The sequence below is a fragment of the Mesorhizobium sp. WSM4807 genome (genome assembly GCF_055811615.1).
Genome location: NZ_JBVVQY010000028.1, coordinates 36,772 through 54,730, shown reverse-complemented (window position 1 = coordinate 54,730; position 17,959 = coordinate 36,772). Strand labels below are relative to the sequence as shown.

21 protein-coding genes are annotated in these 17,959 nt (G+C 61.5%); 20 read left to right on the top strand and 1 reads right to left on the bottom strand.

What is annotated here, in order from left to right:
• Nucleotides 1–4 precede the first annotated feature (4 nt).
• The 15 genes from AC0L3N_RS27280 (at nt 5) to AC0L3N_RS27210 (ending at nt 11,446) form a co-directional block, all read left to right on the top strand.
• The gene (locus AC0L3N_RS27280) at nt 5–670 is read left to right on the top strand and encodes a response regulator transcription factor (RefSeq protein WP_473529599.1); all 666 of its coding nucleotides are present in this window, start codon (nt 5–7) and stop codon (nt 668–670) included.
• A gap of 64 nt (nt 671–734) precedes the next feature.
• Entirely contained in the window at nt 735–1,118 is a 384-nt protein-coding gene (locus AC0L3N_RS27275; RefSeq protein ID WP_473550603.1) for a response regulator transcription factor, read from the top strand.
• Between the two features lie 29 nt (nt 1,119–1,147).
• Entirely contained in the window at nt 1,148–1,957 is an 810-nt protein-coding gene (locus tag AC0L3N_RS27270) for a transporter (protein ID WP_473550602.1), read from the top strand.
• A 66-nt stretch (nt 1,958–2,023) separates the two neighbouring features.
• Entirely contained in the window at nt 2,024–3,349 is a 1,326-nt protein-coding gene (locus AC0L3N_RS27265; RefSeq protein WP_473550633.1) for a DUF3300 domain-containing protein, read from the top strand.
• A 20-nt stretch (nt 3,350–3,369) separates the two neighbouring features.
• Nucleotides 3,370–4,356 (top strand): DUF2950 domain-containing protein, encoded by a 987-nt coding sequence (locus AC0L3N_RS27260; protein ID WP_473550601.1) that lies wholly within the window; start codon nt 3,370–3,372, stop codon nt 4,354–4,356.
• Nucleotides 4,357–4,748: 392 nt separating this feature from the next.
• Nucleotides 4,749–5,432 (top strand): DUF2092 domain-containing protein, encoded by a 684-nt coding sequence (locus AC0L3N_RS27255; protein WP_473550631.1) that lies wholly within the window; start codon nt 4,749–4,751, stop codon nt 5,430–5,432.
• Nucleotides 5,429–5,638 (top strand): hypothetical protein, encoded by a 210-nt coding sequence (locus tag AC0L3N_RS27250; RefSeq protein WP_077377871.1) that lies wholly within the window; start codon nt 5,429–5,431, stop codon nt 5,636–5,638. The genes AC0L3N_RS27255 and AC0L3N_RS27250 overlap by 4 nt, the downstream gene beginning before the upstream one ends.
• A complete protein-coding gene (locus tag AC0L3N_RS27245) occupies nt 5,635–5,787 on the top strand; it encodes a hypothetical protein (RefSeq protein WP_473550599.1) in 153 nt (50 codons plus the stop codon). Before AC0L3N_RS27250 ends, AC0L3N_RS27245 begins: the two co-directional genes overlap by 4 nt.
• Before the next feature lie 95 nt (nt 5,788–5,882).
• Entirely contained in the window at nt 5,883–6,050 is a 168-nt protein-coding gene (locus AC0L3N_RS27240) for a hypothetical protein (protein WP_473550598.1), read from the top strand.
• 185 nt (nt 6,051–6,235) lie between these two features.
• Complete coding sequence (locus tag AC0L3N_RS27235; RefSeq protein ID WP_473550596.1) at nt 6,236–6,907, top strand: hypothetical protein; 672 nt, start codon at nt 6,236–6,238, stop codon at nt 6,905–6,907.
• Nucleotides 6,904–8,838, top strand: a complete 1,935-nt coding sequence (locus tag AC0L3N_RS27230; protein WP_473550595.1) for a DUF3604 domain-containing protein — start codon at nt 6,904–6,906, stop codon at nt 8,836–8,838. The genes AC0L3N_RS27235 and AC0L3N_RS27230 overlap by 4 nt, the downstream gene beginning before the upstream one ends.
• A gap of 117 nt (nt 8,839–8,955) precedes the next feature.
• Nucleotides 8,956–9,834, top strand: coding sequence for a peptidyl-prolyl cis-trans isomerase (locus AC0L3N_RS27225; RefSeq protein ID WP_473550594.1), 879 nt, complete (start codon nt 8,956–8,958; stop codon nt 9,832–9,834).
• A gap of 98 nt (nt 9,835–9,932) precedes the next feature.
• A complete protein-coding gene (locus AC0L3N_RS27220) occupies nt 9,933–10,853 on the top strand; it encodes a HupE/UreJ family protein (protein ID WP_473550592.1) in 921 nt (306 codons plus the stop codon).
• A gap of 56 nt (nt 10,854–10,909) precedes the next feature.
• Nucleotides 10,910–11,131, top strand: coding sequence for a hypothetical protein (locus AC0L3N_RS27215; protein WP_473550591.1), 222 nt, complete (start codon nt 10,910–10,912; stop codon nt 11,129–11,131).
• A gap of 93 nt (nt 11,132–11,224) precedes the next feature.
• Nucleotides 11,225–11,446 carry a hypothetical protein gene (locus AC0L3N_RS27210; protein WP_473550590.1) on the top strand — a complete coding sequence of 74 codons (222 nt, stop codon included), beginning with the start codon at nt 11,225–11,227 and terminating at the stop codon, nt 11,444–11,446.
• Between the two features lie 125 nt (nt 11,447–11,571).
• Here the strand turns inward: AC0L3N_RS27210 and AC0L3N_RS27205 are convergent, their stop codons facing one another.
• Nucleotides 11,572–12,768 carry an ROK family transcriptional regulator gene (locus AC0L3N_RS27205; protein WP_473550588.1) on the bottom strand — a complete coding sequence of 399 codons (1,197 nt, stop codon included), beginning with the start codon at nt 12,766–12,768 and terminating at the stop codon, nt 11,572–11,574.
• A 142-nt stretch (nt 12,769–12,910) separates the two neighbouring features.
• Between AC0L3N_RS27205 and AC0L3N_RS27200 the strand changes: the two genes are divergently transcribed.
• The 5 genes from AC0L3N_RS27200 to AC0L3N_RS27180 are packed head-to-tail and all read left to right on the top strand — an operon-like array spanning nt 12,911 to nt 17,953.
• Entirely contained in the window at nt 12,911–14,176 is a 1,266-nt protein-coding gene (locus tag AC0L3N_RS27200; protein WP_473550587.1) for an ABC transporter substrate-binding protein, read from the top strand.
• Between the two features lie 60 nt (nt 14,177–14,236).
• Entirely contained in the window at nt 14,237–15,172 is a 936-nt protein-coding gene (locus AC0L3N_RS27195) for a carbohydrate ABC transporter permease (RefSeq protein WP_473550586.1), read from the top strand.
• Nucleotides 15,165–16,067, top strand: a complete 903-nt coding sequence (locus AC0L3N_RS27190) for a carbohydrate ABC transporter permease (RefSeq protein ID WP_473550584.1) — start codon at nt 15,165–15,167, stop codon at nt 16,065–16,067. The genes AC0L3N_RS27195 and AC0L3N_RS27190 overlap by 8 nt, the downstream gene beginning before the upstream one ends.
• Before the next feature lie 10 nt (nt 16,068–16,077).
• A complete protein-coding gene (locus AC0L3N_RS27185) occupies nt 16,078–17,175 on the top strand; it encodes an ABC transporter ATP-binding protein (protein ID WP_473550583.1) in 1,098 nt (365 codons plus the stop codon).
• A gap of 49 nt (nt 17,176–17,224) precedes the next feature.
• Nucleotides 17,225–17,953, top strand: coding sequence for an SDR family NAD(P)-dependent oxidoreductase (locus tag AC0L3N_RS27180; protein ID WP_473550582.1), 729 nt, complete (start codon nt 17,225–17,227; stop codon nt 17,951–17,953).
• Nucleotides 17,954–17,959 lie beyond the last annotated feature (6 nt).

The window sequence follows — 17,959 nt, the reverse complement described above, 5'->3', positions numbered from 1 at the left end:
GCCTATGGAACCATTCATTCACATTATCGATGACGACGCATCGTTTCGAACGGCGCTCGGACGTCTCGTCGAAACCTATGGTTTTCGGGTTAGCGGCTACCAGTCGGGCGAGGATTTCCTGGCGCAGCTGCCGGAATCGGAAGCCGGCTGCATCCTTCTTGATCTGCGCATGCCAGGGCTCAGCGGTCCGGAGCTGCAGGAAAGGCTCGTACTGGCGGTCCCGCTGCTACCCATCGTCTTCTTGACGGGCCAAGGCACGATTGCCGCGAGTGTTCAGGCAATGAAGGCAGGTGCCGATGATTTTCTGGAGAAACCCATTTCGTCCCAAATCTTACGTGAGGCGATCGAGCGCGCGCTCGCCAAGAATGAAAAACGGCGCGCCGGACACGATCAGATTCAGGCGCTCCAGACCAAAGTGTTCAGCCTAACGCCACGCGAAATCCAGGTTTTCGATCTGGTCGTTCGCGGCAGGCGTAACAAGCAGGTTGCATACGACCTGAACACCTCCGAGCGCACGGTCAAGGCGCATCGGCACAGCGTCATGGAAAAGTTGGGCGTTACGTCCCTCGCCGAGATGGTATCGATCGCGGAGAGGCTGGGGGCCGTTCGGGCAGCGCAAACAGGCTCAAATCCAACATTCGGTGCTTCCCCAAAGGCCAATATCCAGTGACGTTAACTCGGCTCACAATCTCTCCGTTGATACTCGCACGCGTCGCCCCTTCGAGGAGCCAAATGTGGAAAGCCCGCCACGAACAGTGGCTGTCGTGGAAGACGATCCGAGCGTGCGGAGAAGCATTGAACGGTTGCTAAACGCGCACGGTCACCAAACGCATGGATACGCGTCGGCAGAGACGTTTCTTGAATCCGATTTCGCCGGCACGATCGGTTGCCTGGTGCTCGACATTCATCTTGGCAACATGTCCGGAATCCAGCTGCGGCGTTGGCTTCGCGATTTCGGCTCCAGCCTGCCGGTTATCTTCATCACCGCAGTTGACGACGACGCGCTTGAAGCGGAGGCGCGTGACGCGGGCTGCGTGGCCTTTCTTCGCAAGCCTTTCGCAGCCACTTTTTTGCTGTCTGCTATCGATGACGCCTTGTTGGGATTGTCTAACGAATAAGTGACTTCGCGCTGCCGGGAGGCGCTTGCATGAAAGCAATCCAAACCATTCCTACGGGTATCGCCTTTGCCGTCGTATCTGTCTTTTGCGATTTCGCTGCAGCCCAGGACGACAGCCAGGAACTCGCCAAGAAGCTTTCCAATCCGATCGCGTCGCTGATCAGCGTACCGTTGCAGTTCAACTATGACAGCGGCTTCGGGCCTAACGACGGCGAGCGCGCCTATCTCAACATCCAGCCAGTCATCCCTGTCTCGCTGAACGACGACTGGAACATGATCTCGCGCACCATCCTGCCGGTGATCTGGCAAAACGACATCGCCGGACCGTCGGGCGAGCAGTCCGGCCTCGGCGATATCACCCAGAGCCTGTTCTTCTCGCCGAAGAATCCGGGGCCATCGGGCATCATCTGGGGCGTAGGTCCGGTGTTCCTCGTTCCGACCGCGACCGACGACCTGCTGGGCGGCGGCAAGTGGGGCGCCGGCCCGACCGCCGTCGTGCTGAAGCAGCATGGGGGCTGGACGTTCGGCGCGCTGGGGAACCACATCTGGTCCTTTGCCGGCGAGGGCGACCGGGCGGATATCAGCTCCACCTTCCTGCAGCCCTTCGTCTCCTACACGACTGCCGACGCGTGGACGTTCGGCGTCAACACGGAAAGCACATACAATTGGGAAACCGAGGACTGGTCGGTTCCAGTGAACTTCACCGTGGCTAAGCTTACCAAGTTTGGCCATCAGCCAGTGAGCTTCACCGCCGGGGTGCGCTATTGGGCCGAAAGCCCCGACAGCGGCCCCGACGGGTTTGGATTCCGCGGCGCGGTGACGTTCCTATTTCCAAAATAGCCGCCCGGCACAAAGGCCTGCCGGGACGACGACAAGCAGGGAGGATAGAGCATGACGGGCAATGATATGTTGAAGATCGGCGCTGCGGCGCTGGCGCTGCTGCTTGCCGGGTTTGACTCGGCGCATCCTGTCTTTGCACAAGAACAGATCGCGGCGGCTGACGCATCCGGCGATGCGGCGGCCTCGCCGGAGCCGTTGAGCGCGGACGAAATGGAGGTGCTTGTGGCGCGGATCGCGCTCTATCCGGACGAGCTGATCGCGGTGATCACGGCTGCTGCACTCTATCCGCTACAAATCGTCGAGGCGGCGCGCTTCCTCGACCGGTACGAGAAAGACAAGAGCCTGAAACCCAAGGACAGCTGGGACGGCTCCGTGGTGTCGCTGCTCAACTATCCGGACATCGTCAAGATGATGAGCGACGACCTCGAATGGACGCAGACGCTCGGCGATGCCATCGCCTACCAGCAGAAGGACGTGCTGGTTGCCATCCAGCAGCTGCGCGACGAGGCGGTCGCCAAGGGCGTGATCAAGACCGACGACAAGATCCAGGTGGTCAAGGAGAACGACAATTTCGTCATCAAGTCGGCGAGCCCCGAAGTGATCTACGTCCCGCAATATCCGCCGCAGATGTTTTATGAGCCCAACTATGTGTGGGAGCCGATCCGCTATTATCCCGACCCCTATCCCTATTATTGGTATCCGGGAGCGACCTTTTTCGCCGGGGCGGTGACGGGCGCCATTTGGGCCGCCGCCGTCGACTGGGATGATTGGGGCGTGTGGGGCGGCCGCTGGAACGGCAACGACATCAACATCGATTGCAACAACTGCTTCAACAACCGCGACTTCAACGGCAAGATCAACTTCAACGACGTCGACTGGAAGAACATCGACCGCGACAAGATCAATATCGACCGCAACCAGATCAACAAGTTTGACCAGACCAACATCAAGAACCGGATCGAGAAGAATGGCGACAACGCTATCCGCGACCGCGCCCGCGACATCAAGAAGAACGACAAACTCGCCAACAGGGTGCCGGGCAAGACGGCTGCAACGAGAGACATCCGCAAGAGCACGCTGGACGGGCTGAAGGCCAAGCCCGCCAACGTCACCCGCCCCGCCAAGCCCGCCAACATCCAGAAACCTGCGGCCAGGCCTACCGCCAATCGCCCGGCGGCGAAGCCGGCTAAGGTGAACCGTCCGGCTGGCAAGCCAAAACCTGCGGCAAGGGTCGACAACCGGCCGAAGAAACCGTCGGGGCTTGGCAACGTCGATCGCGGCAAGGCGACCAAGGTCAGCTCCAACCGTGGCCACAAGTCGATGGGCGGCGGCCAGCGCGGCGGTGGCGGCCACAAGCAGATCAAGCGCGGCGGCGGCGGACGCGGGCGTTAACGGAACGGGAGGACAGGATTATGACACAGATGTTCAGCACCACCCGTCACACGGGAGTTTTGCATACGATCCTTCTCCGCTCTGTCTGCGCCGTGGCGCTTGCAGTGGGCATCGCTGTCTGGCAGCCAGCCGCCGCACAGGATGCGCCGGAGGCGCCGGAGATCACCGCCTTTGCGGCCGCCGCCGAGCCGCCTGTCTTCGATACGCCCGAGGCAGCGGTCGAAGCATTCAAGCAGGCCCTCAACGACGCCGGCAACGGTGCGGTTGCGGCCCTTCTCGGCCTCGATGCGGAAAAGCTGAAAGCTGACGAGAACTCGGACGAGACGCTGGCGGCGATCAAGGAGGGTGTGGCCAAGCAGCTTGTCCTCGATGGCGAGGGCGACCGCCGCACGCTGCAGATCGGCGACAAGCTGTGGCCGCTGCCGTTTCCGATCGTCAAGGGCAAGGACAGCAAGTGGGCTTTCGACACCTATGCCGGGCTCGAAGAGATCGTGAACCGGTATGTCGGCGAGAACGAGCTCACCGCGATCGAGACGATGCGCGCCTATGTCGATGCGCAGGAGGACTATGCGTCGCAGGACCGCGACGAGGATGGCGTGGAGGAGTTCGCGCAGAAGCTGATCAGCTCGGAAGGCGCGACCGACGGACTCTACTGGCCGACAGACGACATCAACGGCGAGAGCCCGGCCGGTGGCAATATCGATCAGGCCGAGCTCGAGGACGCGGCCAAGGGCGAAGGCTATTTCGGCTACAAGTACAAGATCCTGACCGGCCAGGGCGACCATATCGCCGGCGGCGCCTACGACTACGTCATAAACGGCAACATGATCGCCGGCTTCGGCCTCATCGCCTGGCCTGCCAAATACGGCGAGACAGGCGCAAAAACCTTCGCCGTCAACCAGCACGGCGTCATCTACGAAACCGACCTCGGCCCAACCACCGAGCAGATCGTCAAATACATCGACCGCTTCAACCCGGACGATGCCTGGCAGGTCGTGGCCGACTGAGAGAAAGCGTTCTAGTTGTCTGCGGACAGTATCGTCGACACGCGCGACTCTGGGCGGCGGCGGTCTCCGCCTCGGCGCTGCATCGCGCGGCAAGGATAAGCCTGTTCGCAAGACGTCGACTTCTTGATTGGCTCGCTGAGAAAGCCGGCCTCACGATCGCAGACTGACCGTAATTCTTCGAGTAGGATACAGTTAGTTACGTTGCGCACGGAGCGGCAATGCCGCAACGTCACCTCGGCGCAACAAGCCGGAAGGTGACTGGCATGAAAACCAACAGACGATCTTTTACAGGTCAAGCATTGGTCGGAAGCTTTGCGGCACCTGTTGTGGCGCTGGTTCTGGCAATTGGCCTGGGAGCGCCCGCAAGGGCCGACGAGGCTGCGGCCAAGAGCATGCTCAAGGCGATGTCGGATTACCTGACCGCGCAGACGACCATATCGTTCGCATACGACACCAATCTCGAGATCGTCACCAAGGATCACCAGAAGCTGCTGCTGGCGAGTTCGGGCATGATGGATCTCAGCCGGCCCGACAAGTTCCGCGGCAGCCGCCACGGCGGGTTTGCCAATGTCGAAATGGTCTTTGACGGCAAGACGCTAACGCTTCTGGGCAAGGACGCCAATCTCTATACGCAGGTCGATATCCCCGGCACACTCGATCATCTGGTCGACGAGCTGCGGAACAAATACAAGAGGCCAGTCCCCGGCGCCGATCTTCTGCTGTCGAACGTCTACGACGAGTTGATGCGCGACGTCACCGACGTCAAGGATCTCGGCAGCGGCGTGATCGGCGGCACGGAGTGCGATCATCTGGCGTTTCGGAAAAAGGAAGTCGATTGGCAGATATGGATCGCGCAAGGTGAGCATCCCTATCCCTGCCGTTATGTCATCACGTCCAACGCAGTCGACCAAGGTCCGCAATACAGCATTCAGATCAGCGACTGGAAAACCGGCGCTGATGTTGCCGCGGACGATTTCGCCTTCAAGGCGCCGGACGGTGCCAAGAAGGTCGATCTGAAGGAACTTGTCGACTTCGATGAACTGCCCACACATCTTTCGCCAGGAGCCCCCAAATGACCGTGTCGAGAAAACTGAGAATCGTCGTGCTCGCTGGAGCCGTTGGACTGTTCGGGCTTGAAGCCTCGCAGCAGCTAGCGCTTCCCGGCTTTAGCAGCCTTGTCTCCAGCGCCGAGGCCAGGGTCGGGCGTCCCCTGACGCCGGTCAGTGTCGCCGGGGTGGCGCGGCGCACGGTACGGCGCTGCGCGGCCGGTGTGTACTGTTGAGTTCGCGGCGAGCATTGATAGCGGTGCCGGTTGTTTGGTTACTTGCGGCAGCAGGTGTCATCGAGGCCGCCATGGGTGTGGCCCTGATCGTCGTTCCGAACACGGTCGCCGTGTTGTTGCTCGGCGACGGTCTGACCGGTACGGGCTGACAGTTGCCCGCGTCACCGGCGTCGCGCTGCTCGCTCTGGCAGTAAGCAGTTGGATGGGCCGGCAGGATCAGGGAAGGAGCTCGCCGCTGGCGGGAATGCTGACCTACAACGTCCTTGCCGCCATCTATCTCGCCTATCTCGGGATGGAAGGTGCCCAGGTCGGAAAACTATTGTGGCCGACCGTTGTTCTCCATGCCGCGCTGGGCCTGCTTTTTGTTCACGCCTGGTTTTCGTTCCAACCTGGATCACCGCAGAAATTCTGAGGGTGTGGCCCATGAGATCCACATGAGATCCCTGCCTGGCCACCCCAACGAATTCCGCCTGTAGGATACAGTTAATTACGTTCCGTGCCGCCGAACAATGCGCGAGCCTCACCAAGGGCAGGCAAAGCCCCTCGGAGCGGCCAGCCCGGCTGGACGACGCGACCTTCCTATTAGGTGGGAGCACTATGAGAGTTCTGGCGTTGAGAAACTCCGGCGTTGTCTGGCTAACCCTGATGGCGGGGGTGATGGCCCCCTTTTCGGAAGCAGTCGCGTGCGGCTATGACAGCCCGCAGTCGGTTTCGCGCGGCGTTTTGAACTGGGCCTATCCGGATTCGCTTCATGTCATTGGAGCCATATCGCGGGAGGTCGCGGCGCGGCGGCTGCCCTTGGCGAATTTCAATCGGGCCGGAGCAGATTTGTTCGGGCAGCGATTTCGCGCGACCCAGACGGCGCTCACCGGGTTCGCCGAATTGCTCCGCGCCGCGTCATCCGAGCCATCACAGCCAGCCTTTTCCCTTGTCCTTGTCGAGCCGGTGCTTTGGACCCGCTTCGAGCCGAGCGCCGAAGGCTTGCATGCCAAGGTCCATGTTGCCTCCGCCGAACCGGGCGATCTGGTTCTGGTTACCGGCGAGGCTGTCATCAGCGAGATCGCGCTCGGCCGGCTGGCTGTCGGCGAGGCCGGTGAGCGCGGCCTCATTCGCTTCTACGGATCCGAGAAGCAGAAGTCGGACTTCATCAGCACCTATCGACACGCCGGCGGCCAACCTATTGCCAAGTGGGGCGCGAGCCATGCGGCGATGCCGCCTGCCGCCCAGCTCATCACTGACTCAGTTCAACCTTCAGGAGGGAATCCATGACCAAGACATTGCTGTACGGGACGGCACTAGCAAGCCTGATGAGCTTCGCGCTTCCGGCGATTGCGCAGGACGCCGGGGCCCTGGACAAGGGAAAGGCCGACGCCGCGCACCAGCACCCGCCGGCCTACTCGCCATACGCGGAGCGCGACTTCCCGACGCGCCCATTCTTCGGCGATACGCATCTGCACACCGCGTTTTCCATGGACGCAGGCGCATTCGGCGCCAAGCTGACACCGCGGGACGCTTACCGCTTCGCCAGGGGCGAGGAGGTTACCTCGTCCACCGGCCAGCCGGTGAAGCTTTCCCGCCCGCTCGACTTTCTCGTGGTCGCCGATCACTCCGACAATATGGGCTTCTTCCCGGATCTGTTCGCCGGCAAGCCTGAGGTGCTGGCTGACCCTACCGGCAAGAAATGGTACGACATGATACAGTCCGGCAAAGGCGCGGATGCGGCGATCGAGATCATCGTCGCCTTCTCGCACGGGACGTTCCCGAAGGATATCATGTATTTCCCGGGCACGCCCGCCTACAAGGGCGCGTGGCAGGAAACGATCGCCGCCGCGGAGGACTACAACAATCCCGGCCTTTTCACCGCCTTCATCGGCTTCGAGTGGACGTCGAACACCGGCGGCAACAATCTGCACCGCAACGTCATCTTCCGCGACAATGGAGACAAGGCGAGCCAGGTCGAGCCGTTCACCGTCTATCCGCCCTACGGCAGCGACAACCCGGTCGATTTGTGGAAATGGATGGGCGCTTATGAACAGAAGACTGGCGGCGATGTGCTCGCGATCGCGCATAACGGCAATCTCAGCAGCGGCCTGATGTTCCCCACCGTCGAGCAGTTCGGCAAGCCCGTGGACCGCGAATATGTCGAGCAGCGGGCGAAATGGGAGCGGCTCTACGAGACCTCGCAGACCAAGGGCACCGGCGAGTCGCATCCGTTCCTCTCGCCCAACGACGAGTTCGCCAGTTTCGAGATCTGGGACAAGGGCAATCTGGACGGCAGCGTTCCCAAGACCAAGGAGATGCTCGAGTTCGAGTATGCCCGCTCGGCCCTCAAGAACGGACTGAAGCTCGAGCGCGAGCTCGGCACCAATCCCTACAAGTTCGGCCTCATCAGCAGCAGTGATGCGCACACCGGCCTCACCGCCATGGAGGAGGACAATTTCTTCGGCAAGACCACACCGCAGGAGCCGAGCCCGGAACGCATCGGCGCAACCTTTATCAACAATGCCCAGACCGGTGTCAAAATCATGGACTGGGAGGTCGGCGCCTCCGGCTACGCAGCCGTCTGGGCCAAGGACAACACCCGCGCATCGATCTGGGATGCCATGCAGCGCAAGGAGACCTACGCCACCACCGGCCCGCGCATGGCGGTTCGGTTCTTCGGCGGTTGGGAGTTTGCAAGTGAGGATGCGCAAAGTCGGCTACCGGGGCAGATCGGTTACACCAAGGGCGTGCCGATGGGCGGCGATCTTCGCGCAGCCCCTGAAGGCAAGAAACCGACCTTCCTGGTCGCCGCCTTGAAAGATCCGCTCGGCGCCAACCTCGACCGCTACCAGATCGTCAAGGGCTGGCTGGAGGCGGACGGCAAACTGAACGAGAAGGTCTATGACGTGGCTTGGTCCGGTGACCGGAAGCCCGACGCGGGTACCGGCAAGCTGCCATCGGTCGGCGACACTGTGGACGCCGCGAACGCCGGCTGGACCAATACGATCGGCTCCCCGGAGCTCAGCGCGGTGTGGGAGGACCCGGATTTCGACGCGAGCCAGCCGGCCTTCTACTATGGACGGGTGATCGAGATCCCGACCCCGCGCTGGACCGCCTACGACGTCAAGCGGTTCGGCGTAAAGGCCCTGCCAGGCACGGCGATGACCATCACCGAACGGGCCTACACCTCGCCGATTTGGTACACGCCAGGCACTTGAGGAAGGAAGCGACGCATCAAGACAAGGTAGACGCCCAGAGGCGTCTGCCTACCGCTCGCCACTCGCCAAGGCGGCACCAACTCATCGACACCGCCTAGCTAGCAAGGACGCCGCCCAATGAAACTTTTTCATGAACCATTGCTGCATTTTGTCGTGGCGGGCACCGTGCTGTTCGCTGCCTTTGCATGGCTTGGCGACAGCGAAGAGCAGACGAAAAGCATCGAGCCGGTGCGTATCGGCGACGGCGAGCTGAAGTGGCTCACCGAAACTTTCAAGGGCCAGTGGCAGCGTCCCCCGGACGGCCAGGAGCTGCAAGCCTTGATTACTGAGCTGATAAAAGAGGAACTATTCGCTCGCGAGGCGCGGGAAATGGGTCTCGAAGAGCACGACACGATTGTCAGGCGCCGGCTGGCCCAGAAACTGGAGTTCCTGCTCAAGGACACTGCCAAGGTCGTCGAGCCGACGGTAGCCGATCTTAGAAAATACTATGAAGCCAATCTCGACCTGTTCCGCGTCGCAAGCAGGGCCAGTTTCCGACAGGTCTATTTCAATCCGGACGGCCGCAAGGACGCCGCCGCCGATGCGGCCGATATGCTCGAACGGCTCCAGGCCGGCGATGCCGGCGACGTGGCCGAATTCGGCGACAGATTTCTGCTCGGCACCGAGTTCGAGAACCTCGGCGAACAGCAGGCGACCGGCATGCTCGGCGAGGAGCTTTCGCGCGAGATCTATGCCGCGAGAACGGGAAGCTGGGCCGGCCCGTTCAAGTCCGGCTATGGCTACCACCTGATCAATGTCTCCGAGCGGAACGAACAGGGTTCGCGTCCTTTCGAAGAGGCGCGTGAGGCCGTGTCAGCCGAATGGCTCAGAGATCGCCAGGACGAAGTCAGCCGCGACTACATTGCACGGCTGCGCGAGAAATACGGTGTCGTCTATGGTGACGAGGTGGCGAAGCTGCTTTCTCCTGGCCCGAAAGCCGATGTGGCGTCGCGATGAGCCCGGTCCGGTTCCTAGCCTTACTCCTGCGGTTCGGGCGCGCTGCATTGCTTTTGGTTGCGGCATGCGTTGGGGCCTCCCCGGCCCTGACACACGAGATGCGCCCGGCGTTTCTAGAGCTTCGAGAGGAAAACCCGGGTGAGTTCAGCGTAACCTTCAAGACACCGATGCAGGGCGATTTCAGGCTCGCGCTTTCGCCGCGCTTTTCTGGCGCGGTCGAGAATCTGACGCCGGTGGTGTCGCGCGCGACGGGCGACGCCATGGTTCAGACGTGGCGGATTGCAGCGATCGAACCGCTCGCCGGCCAGAAAGTGAGCATCGAGGGCCTATCGCAGACCATGACCGACGCGCTGGTGCGCATCGAGTTCGCCGATGGCGGCACATGGGTCGAGCGGCTCACCCCTAGCGCGCCCGACGTGGCGATCCCCGCGACGCAGAACCCTTGGGAGGTGGCCGCGACCTATTTTCGCCACGGCATCGAGCACATCGCCTCCGGCCTCGACCACCTCCTGTTCGTCGCCGCGCTGATGTTGATCGTGCGCGGCTGGCGACGGATAGTCGAGACGATCACCGCGTTCACCGTCGCCCATTCGATCACGCTGACTCTCGCCACCATTGGCTGGGTCACTTTGCCGTCTGCGCCGGTGGAGGCAATGATCACCCTCAGCATCCTGCTTGTCGCGACCGAAATCGTTAGGATGGAGTGCGGGCAGTCGAGCCTGACCATCCAATGGCCTTGGGTCGTCGCCTTCGCTTTCGGCCTGCTGCACGGCTTCGGCTTCGCTGGCGCCCTGGTTGATCTTGGGCTCCCGCGCGGCGATATTCCGCTCGCTTTGCTGTCGTTCAATATCGGCGTTGAAATCGGGCAACTCCTATTCATCGCGGCGATCCTGCTCGCCGTTCATTCGATACAGCGCATCATCACGATACCGCGGCGGGCTATCGTCGCTTCGGCCTATGTGATCGGAACCGTCGCGGCGTTCTGGAGCATCGAGCGGCTGGACGCGATGTTTCTATGAGGGAGGCATGAACACATGCGTGATCGGTCGAGGCGGCAGCGGTCTTCTGCGAGTCGATGCCGGATCTGCGCGTCAATATTCAAGGGGATTTCGGTTGCGCGTTTTTGGCGGGAGCGTTGCTGCCTCCCACTGCGAGCGCATTGGAAGGAAGCTTTATGACCTTTGCAAAAAAGCTAAAGCACGAGCTGCAAGAGTATTTTCTACCGTCCGCGTATCTGTACGTCTGTTCGTGGCGCTCGTTCTTTATAAGGCAACAATTCTGGGTGGAGCTGGGTTAGCTACCTCCTATATGGCCTGCCGTTATCAAGGCATTGATCCTCGCGAAATTCATACTTCTCGGGCACGCGGTCGGGCTGGGCGAGCGATTCGGGATGCGTAGGGTCGTCTACGTCATAATCGCCAAGGCATTGCTCTACCTTGCCTTGCTTATCGTTCTGACAATCGTCGAGGAAGCCGTCGCCGGGATCATCCACGGGCGGTCAATCGCAGCTTCGATCTCCGAGATCGGCGGTGGCTCGCTGCCGCAGATTCTTGTGACCAGCCTCATCATGTTGCTGATATTTGATCCCCTATCTGGCGTTCAGAGAACTTGACGTCGCGCTCGGTGAAGGCCGGCTCTGGGAGATACTATTGGGACAATCAAAGGCGCAGTTTTTTTGACGGTTTCGTAGGTGGGAGTGAGGGGAACCGGTCGGGCGGCACCCGGCGCAAAGCTGGCTCATTGCAGTCGGCTGTTGTGTCGCAGCACGAGGCCGACCGCGCCGAGCAATGCGTCGTTCTCTGTGTGCTTGCCAACAATTATCCGCGTCCGCAGGGCGGGCGCGATATCGCGGGACTTGATGAGCGTGTGGCGTTCATATGACGCGATCAGCGGCGCCAGGAGAATGTCGCCTGCCAAAGCCATGCGGCCACCGATGATGATGAGCGGCGGATTGATCACCGAGCCGATCAAGCCAAGACCACGGCCGGCAAACTCGGCGGTGTCTTCGATCATCCGCAACGCCCCGACGTCGCCCTGTTCAGCCATCATGATCACGTCGTCCATCGTGACCGGCCGCCGCACGATTCGCGAAATCTGCTCAAGCGGCCGGGCAAAACTCGCATAGAGCTCCAGGCATCCGCGATTGCCGCACCGGCAAAGATCGCCGCCGGGATCGATGCTGATGTGCCCGAATTCGCCGGCGCCGCCGGCGATGCCCGTCACCAGCCGGCCATGCTGGACAATGGCCCCGCCGACGCCCAGATCGATCTTGAACAGCACGAAATCGTCTTGGCCGACGGCCGCGCCCCACATCAACTCCGCAATGGCCGAGCAGTTGCTCTCGTTATCGGCGAAAATCGGCTGTTCGAGAACCGGCCCGAACACATCGCGGATGTTGACCCCGGCCCAGGTCGGAACAATACTCGCACGCAGTACCACTCCTTCGCGGCTGACAGGGCCCGAGACGGAAACCCCAACCCCCAGGAGCCCCGCCATCGGCAGACCGTTCTCGTCGTAACATTGGGCAATTGCTGACTTGGCGAGCTGGGCCGCCTGTTGCGGCTGGTAGTCCAGCCCCATAGGGATAGTTTGTTCGGCAATGACAGAATGCGACACATCGGCGACGACGCACCGTATCTCGTCGAGGCCCAGATGGATTCCGACGCAGGTGCCCGCAGCGGGATTGAGCGTCAAGGTCGCGGCAGGCCTGCCGATACCCCTGATCCCGTCATGATGGGCCGAGGATTCGATCACCATTCCGGACTTTCTCAAGCCATTGAGCGCGGTTGAAACTGTCGACCGCGCCAAACCGGTGATATGCGCGATTTGCGACGCGGAAAGCACGCCGCGCTCACGCAGGCATCGCACGATCAGGCTCTCCGGTGATGCGGAGGGCTTGTCGATCAGCCAATTTCTAAGCGAAGGTTTGTTCATGATGAGCACAAAGGACGTTGACTGATAGCTCAAATATGTCATCTTGGAAAGAACAGAGATACCTGCATCTCACCGGCGGCGGCTTCAAATCGCGGTCACAAGCGGTCGATACGAACCGTACATCACATATGGGAGTGAAACGATGGAATACCTGAGGACGGCCCTTGCGGCCGCTACGGCGTACACCCTTGTTGCGGGAGCCGCATTCGCAGAGCCCAAGACCAATCTGTTACATCAATGGGCGACCGGATCGGACGCCCAGGCCATTGCCAAGCTCGGCGAGATGTTTACCGCGAAGGGTGGCACCTGGCAGCAGACCTCCATCGCAGGCCACACAGCCAACACGCTGGCGAAACTGCGCGCCGACGTGATCGCCGGCAACGCACCTCCCGCGGTGCAGCTCAAGGGGCCCGAGATCGCCGAATGGAACGAGACCGGCATGACAGCCAATCTCGACGAACTGGCGACAGCGGAAAATTGGGAGAAGGTCGTCGCTCCCGAATTGCTGCCGGTGATGAAGCCGACCGGCAGCTGGGTGGCGGCGCCGATGAACATCCACCGCATCAATTGGCTGTGGGCATCGCCGAAGGTCATGAAGGACGCGGGCGTCGCCGAGGTGCCGAAGACATGGGCAGACTTCAACGCCGCCTGCGACAAGATCGTGGCGTCAGGCAAAATCTGCATCTCGCACTCGACTGCCGACTGGACCGATTCGACGGTCTTCGAGGTCGTGGTCTACGGAATGGATCTCGATCTCTTCAAGAAGGCCTTCGTCGAGGGCGACGTCGAGGCGATGCGCAGCGAAGGCATGGTCAAGGCCTTCGAACAGTTCCGCACCATGATCACGAAGTACATGGATCCCGGCATGAACGGGCGCGACTGGGATACCATGTCGCATCTGGTCGGCCGCGGCGAGGCCGCCTTCCACATCATGGGCGATTGGACGCTCGGTCTGCTCACGGCCGGTGGCTTCAAGGAGGGCACCGACTATGTCTGCGCCCAGGCGCCGACTGACTGGGGCAAGCCGGGCTTCATCCTGAATTCCGACTCGGTCGTGTTCTTCCAGCAGAAGGATCCGGACTACGTCGAGGGGCAGAAACTGCTCGCCAGCACGATCCTCTCGCCCGAGTTCCAGACGATTTTCAATCAGACCAAGGGCTCAATCCCTGCCCGTCTCGACGTCGATCTTTCGAACGGCTTCAATCCCTGCCAGCAGCTCTCCCAAAAGGATCTGCAGGCGTCGATCGATGCCGGCACGCTTGTCCGTTCGATGGCGCATAACATGACGATCCCGCAGAAGGTGCGCGGCGCGATCATGGATACCGTCACCGAATTCGTAGCGACGCCGGACATGACCGCGCAGGACGCAGCTAGTGCCATGGCTGATGCGGCCGAAGCGCAGATGTGAAGAAGCTGCCGATGATGGCCTGGCGCGCGTCGCCCGGCCTGACCTTCGCCGGAGCAGCCGATGCCCACGCATGATTTGACTGTACCGGTTGCGGCTCCCGCGACCCCGTGGCGGGAGCGCCTGGGCACGATCGTGCCCATTCTGGTGCTGGCGCCGTCGCTCGCGGCGAGCTTCATCTACGTTTTCGTGTTCACGCTCTGGACGCTGTATCTTTCGCTTTCCGATTCGTCGCTGATGCCGACCTATGGGTTCGTCGGTCTGGACAATTATGCTTCGCTTTGGGCGAACCGGCGCTGGAACATCGCCTATACCAACCTCTTCCTGTTCAGCGGCTTCTATATCGTCGGCTCGATGGCCATCGGGCTGCTTCTCGCGATCCTGATCGACCAGCGCGTTCGCGGCGAGGCGGTTTGGCGCACGATCTTCCTCTACCCGCTGGCAGTGTCCTTCATCGTCACCGGCACGGTGTGGAGTTGGCTCTATAATCCCGTCGACGGCATCCAAGCCTTCGTGCGGGGGCTCGGCTGGACCGACTTCAGCTTCGCGCTGACGGCCAACCGAAACACCGCGATCTATGCGGTGATCATAACCGGTATCTGGCAGTCGTCCGGCTTCGCAATGGCGCTTTTCCTGGCTGGCCTGCGGTCCGTCGATCCGGATCTCGTCAAAGCAGCGCAAATCGACGGTGCGTCGGTTTCCCGGATCTATCGGAAGGTCATCCTGCCGACGATCGCCCCGATTTTCCTGGCGGTGGCGGTCATTCAGATCCAGTTCGCTATCAAGACGTTCGACCTGGTGGCGGCGTTGACGCGGGGTGGGCCAGGTGTGTCCACTACGTTCCCGGCGATCTATGTCTACGACCTGATGTTCCAGCGCGGCCAGATCGGCGAGGGTGCCGCTGCGGCGATGATGATGCTCGCGGCCCTTGCTGTTGTGCTGGTGCCCTATTCCTTATGGATCGTTTGGCGCAAGCGGGAGGAGGGTCGCAATGGCTGACATTGCTCTCAACGCCCGGCATGATCCCGAAGCGGCCGCGGCTACGCGGCGATATTTCTGGAACCGCTTTCTTATCTATGCGGTGCTGACGCTCTTCGCTGTGATCTACCTTGCACCGCTGCTGGTCGTGGTCTTCAACTCGTTGCGGGAGCAGTCCGAAATTGCCCGCAACGGCCTCATCTCCCTGCCGCGCAGCTTCCGCCTCGACGCGTGGGCGGAGGCCTGGGGTACTTATTGCGTCAGCGGCACCTGCGAAGGCATGAAGCGCAATTTCTTCAACTCGCTCTGGATGGCGATCCCCGCGACGGTCATCTCGACGCTCCTCGGCGCCATGAACGGCTACGTGCTGTCGAAATGGCGCTTCAAGGGCTCGGAAGTCCTGTTCAATCTGATGCTGCTCGGCGTCTTTATGCCCGGCCAGATCTCGCTAATGCCGTGGGCGTTCCTGCTCGGCAAACTCGGCCTAACCAATTCGACATACGGGCTGGTCTTGATTCACGTCGTCCAGGGCATCTCGTTCACGACCCTGTTCTGCCGCAACTTCTACGTCAGCATACCGGACGACCTTATCAAGGCGGCACGCATCGACGGAGCCGGCTTCTGGCGGATTTTCCGCAAGATCATCCTGCCCCTGTCGCCGCCGATTCTGATTGTCACCGTCATCTGGCAATTCACAGGTATTTGGAACGAGTATCTGTTCGGCGTCGTCTTCACATCGGGCCAGCAGCAGCCGATTACGGCGGCATTGGTCGCGCTCACTGCCGGCGGCACGACCGCCCGTGCTTACGACGTGATGAGCGCAGCCGTGCTGATCGGCGCACTGCCGCCGTTGCTGATCTACCTGTTCGGTGGAAAATACTTCGTGCGCGGCCTGACACAGGGCGCCATCAAATGAGGCGTCGCCCGTGTCCACACTGACCATCCGCAATCTTCACAAGAGCTATGGCGCGGTCGAGATTCTGGCCGGCATCAATCTTGAGGCGCAGACCGGAGAATTCGTCGCCCTTGTCGGCCCCTCCGGCTGCGGAAAATCAACCTTGCTCGCCATGATCGCCGGCCTGGAAACCGTCACGTCGGGCGAGATCTGGATTGGCGACCGGTTGGTGAATTCCGTGCAGCCCAAGGACCGCGACATAGCGATGGTGTTCCAGTCATACGCCCTCTATCCCACGATGACGGTGCGCGAGAACATCACCTTCGGCATGGAAAGCCGGGGCGTGCCCAAAGCGGCGCAAGCGGAAGCCGTAAAGCGGGTTGCCGCACTCCTGCAGATCGAGCAGTTGCTCAACCGCAAGCCCGGGCAGCTGTCGGGTGGCCAGCGGCAGCGCGTTGCGATGGGGCGCGCACTGGTACGCGACCCGAAGCTGTTTCTGTTCGATGAGCCCCTGTCCAATCTCGACGCCAAGCTGCGCGTGGACATGCGCACCGAAATCAAGAAGCTTCACCATCGCGTAGGCAAGACGACGGTGTACGTCACCCACGATCAGGTCGAGGCGATGACGCTCGCGTCCCGCATTGCGGTGATGAACCAGGGCTCGGTGCAGCAGTTCGACACGCCGAAGCAGATCTATGACCGGCCGACCAACATGTTCGTTGCGGGTTTCATGGGATCACCGGCGATGAATTTCATCCCCGCCCGGCTTACGAACTCGACCAGCATCTCGGTGCGCGCCGCTGACGGCAGCGACGCTGCTCTCACCCTTGCCGCTCCGCTGCCCGCCGGCGCGCCAAAAGATGTAGTGCTCGGTGTTCGGCCAGAACACATCTACCGTTTCACGACGGACCTGAAGTCGCGGAAACCTGCCGTCGAGTCCATGCAGGCCCCGGTCGAATTGGTCGAGCCGACCGGGGCCGAGACGCATGCCGTCCTCAGGCTGGGTGACCTTGAGATCACCGGCCGTTTCGAGCCGGATGACGCTCCCGTCATGGGCGAGACGATAACGCTCGGCATCGACATGTCGCGCGCCTGTCTGTTCGATCCAACAACCAAGGCGCTTCTGTGATCTGATGTCCATGCAATTCGCGACGTACCCGAGCTTGACCGATCGCGTCGTGCTGATCTCCGGCGGCGCCTCCGGGATCGGGGCCGACATGGTCCGCGCCTTCACCTCGAATGGCGCCCGCGTGGGCTTTCTCGATGTGCAGGATGGGCCCGCGGAGGCGTTGGTGCGCGAACTCGGTGGCACCGCCAAGCATGCCCCGTTGTACCTCCATTGCGATGTGACCGACGTCGCTGCGCTGCAGGCGTCGGTTGAAGGCGTGCGTGCGCGGCTTGGTCCGGTCGCCGTCCTGGTGAACAACGCTGCCGATGACCAGCGCCATCCCGTTGACGCGGTGACAGCCGAATTTTGGGACCGCAGCTTCGACGTCAATCTCCGGCATCACTTCTTCGCCGCGCAGGCGGTGCATCCGCACATGAAGGAACTCGGCTTCGGCTCGATCATAAACTTCTCTTCCATCGCCTGGCGTTTCGGCGCGGACCAGATGGTGGCCTATGCCAGCGCCAAGGGGGCTGTGGTGGCCCTGACCCGCGCACTGGCGCGGTCATTCGGACCTGACAACATCCGCGTCAATGCAGTCGAGCCTGGCGCTGTCATCACCGAGCGACAGCGCGAGCTGTGGTTCAAGACGCAGAACGCAATCGACCAGACCGTGCAGCGACAATTGATCCGCCGCGTCCTCCTGGGCGAGGAGATTGCACGGACCGTGCTCTTCCTTGCAGCCGATGACAGCCGCATGATCACGAAACAGTCCATCACCGTCGATGCCGGTTTGCGCTGATGCGAT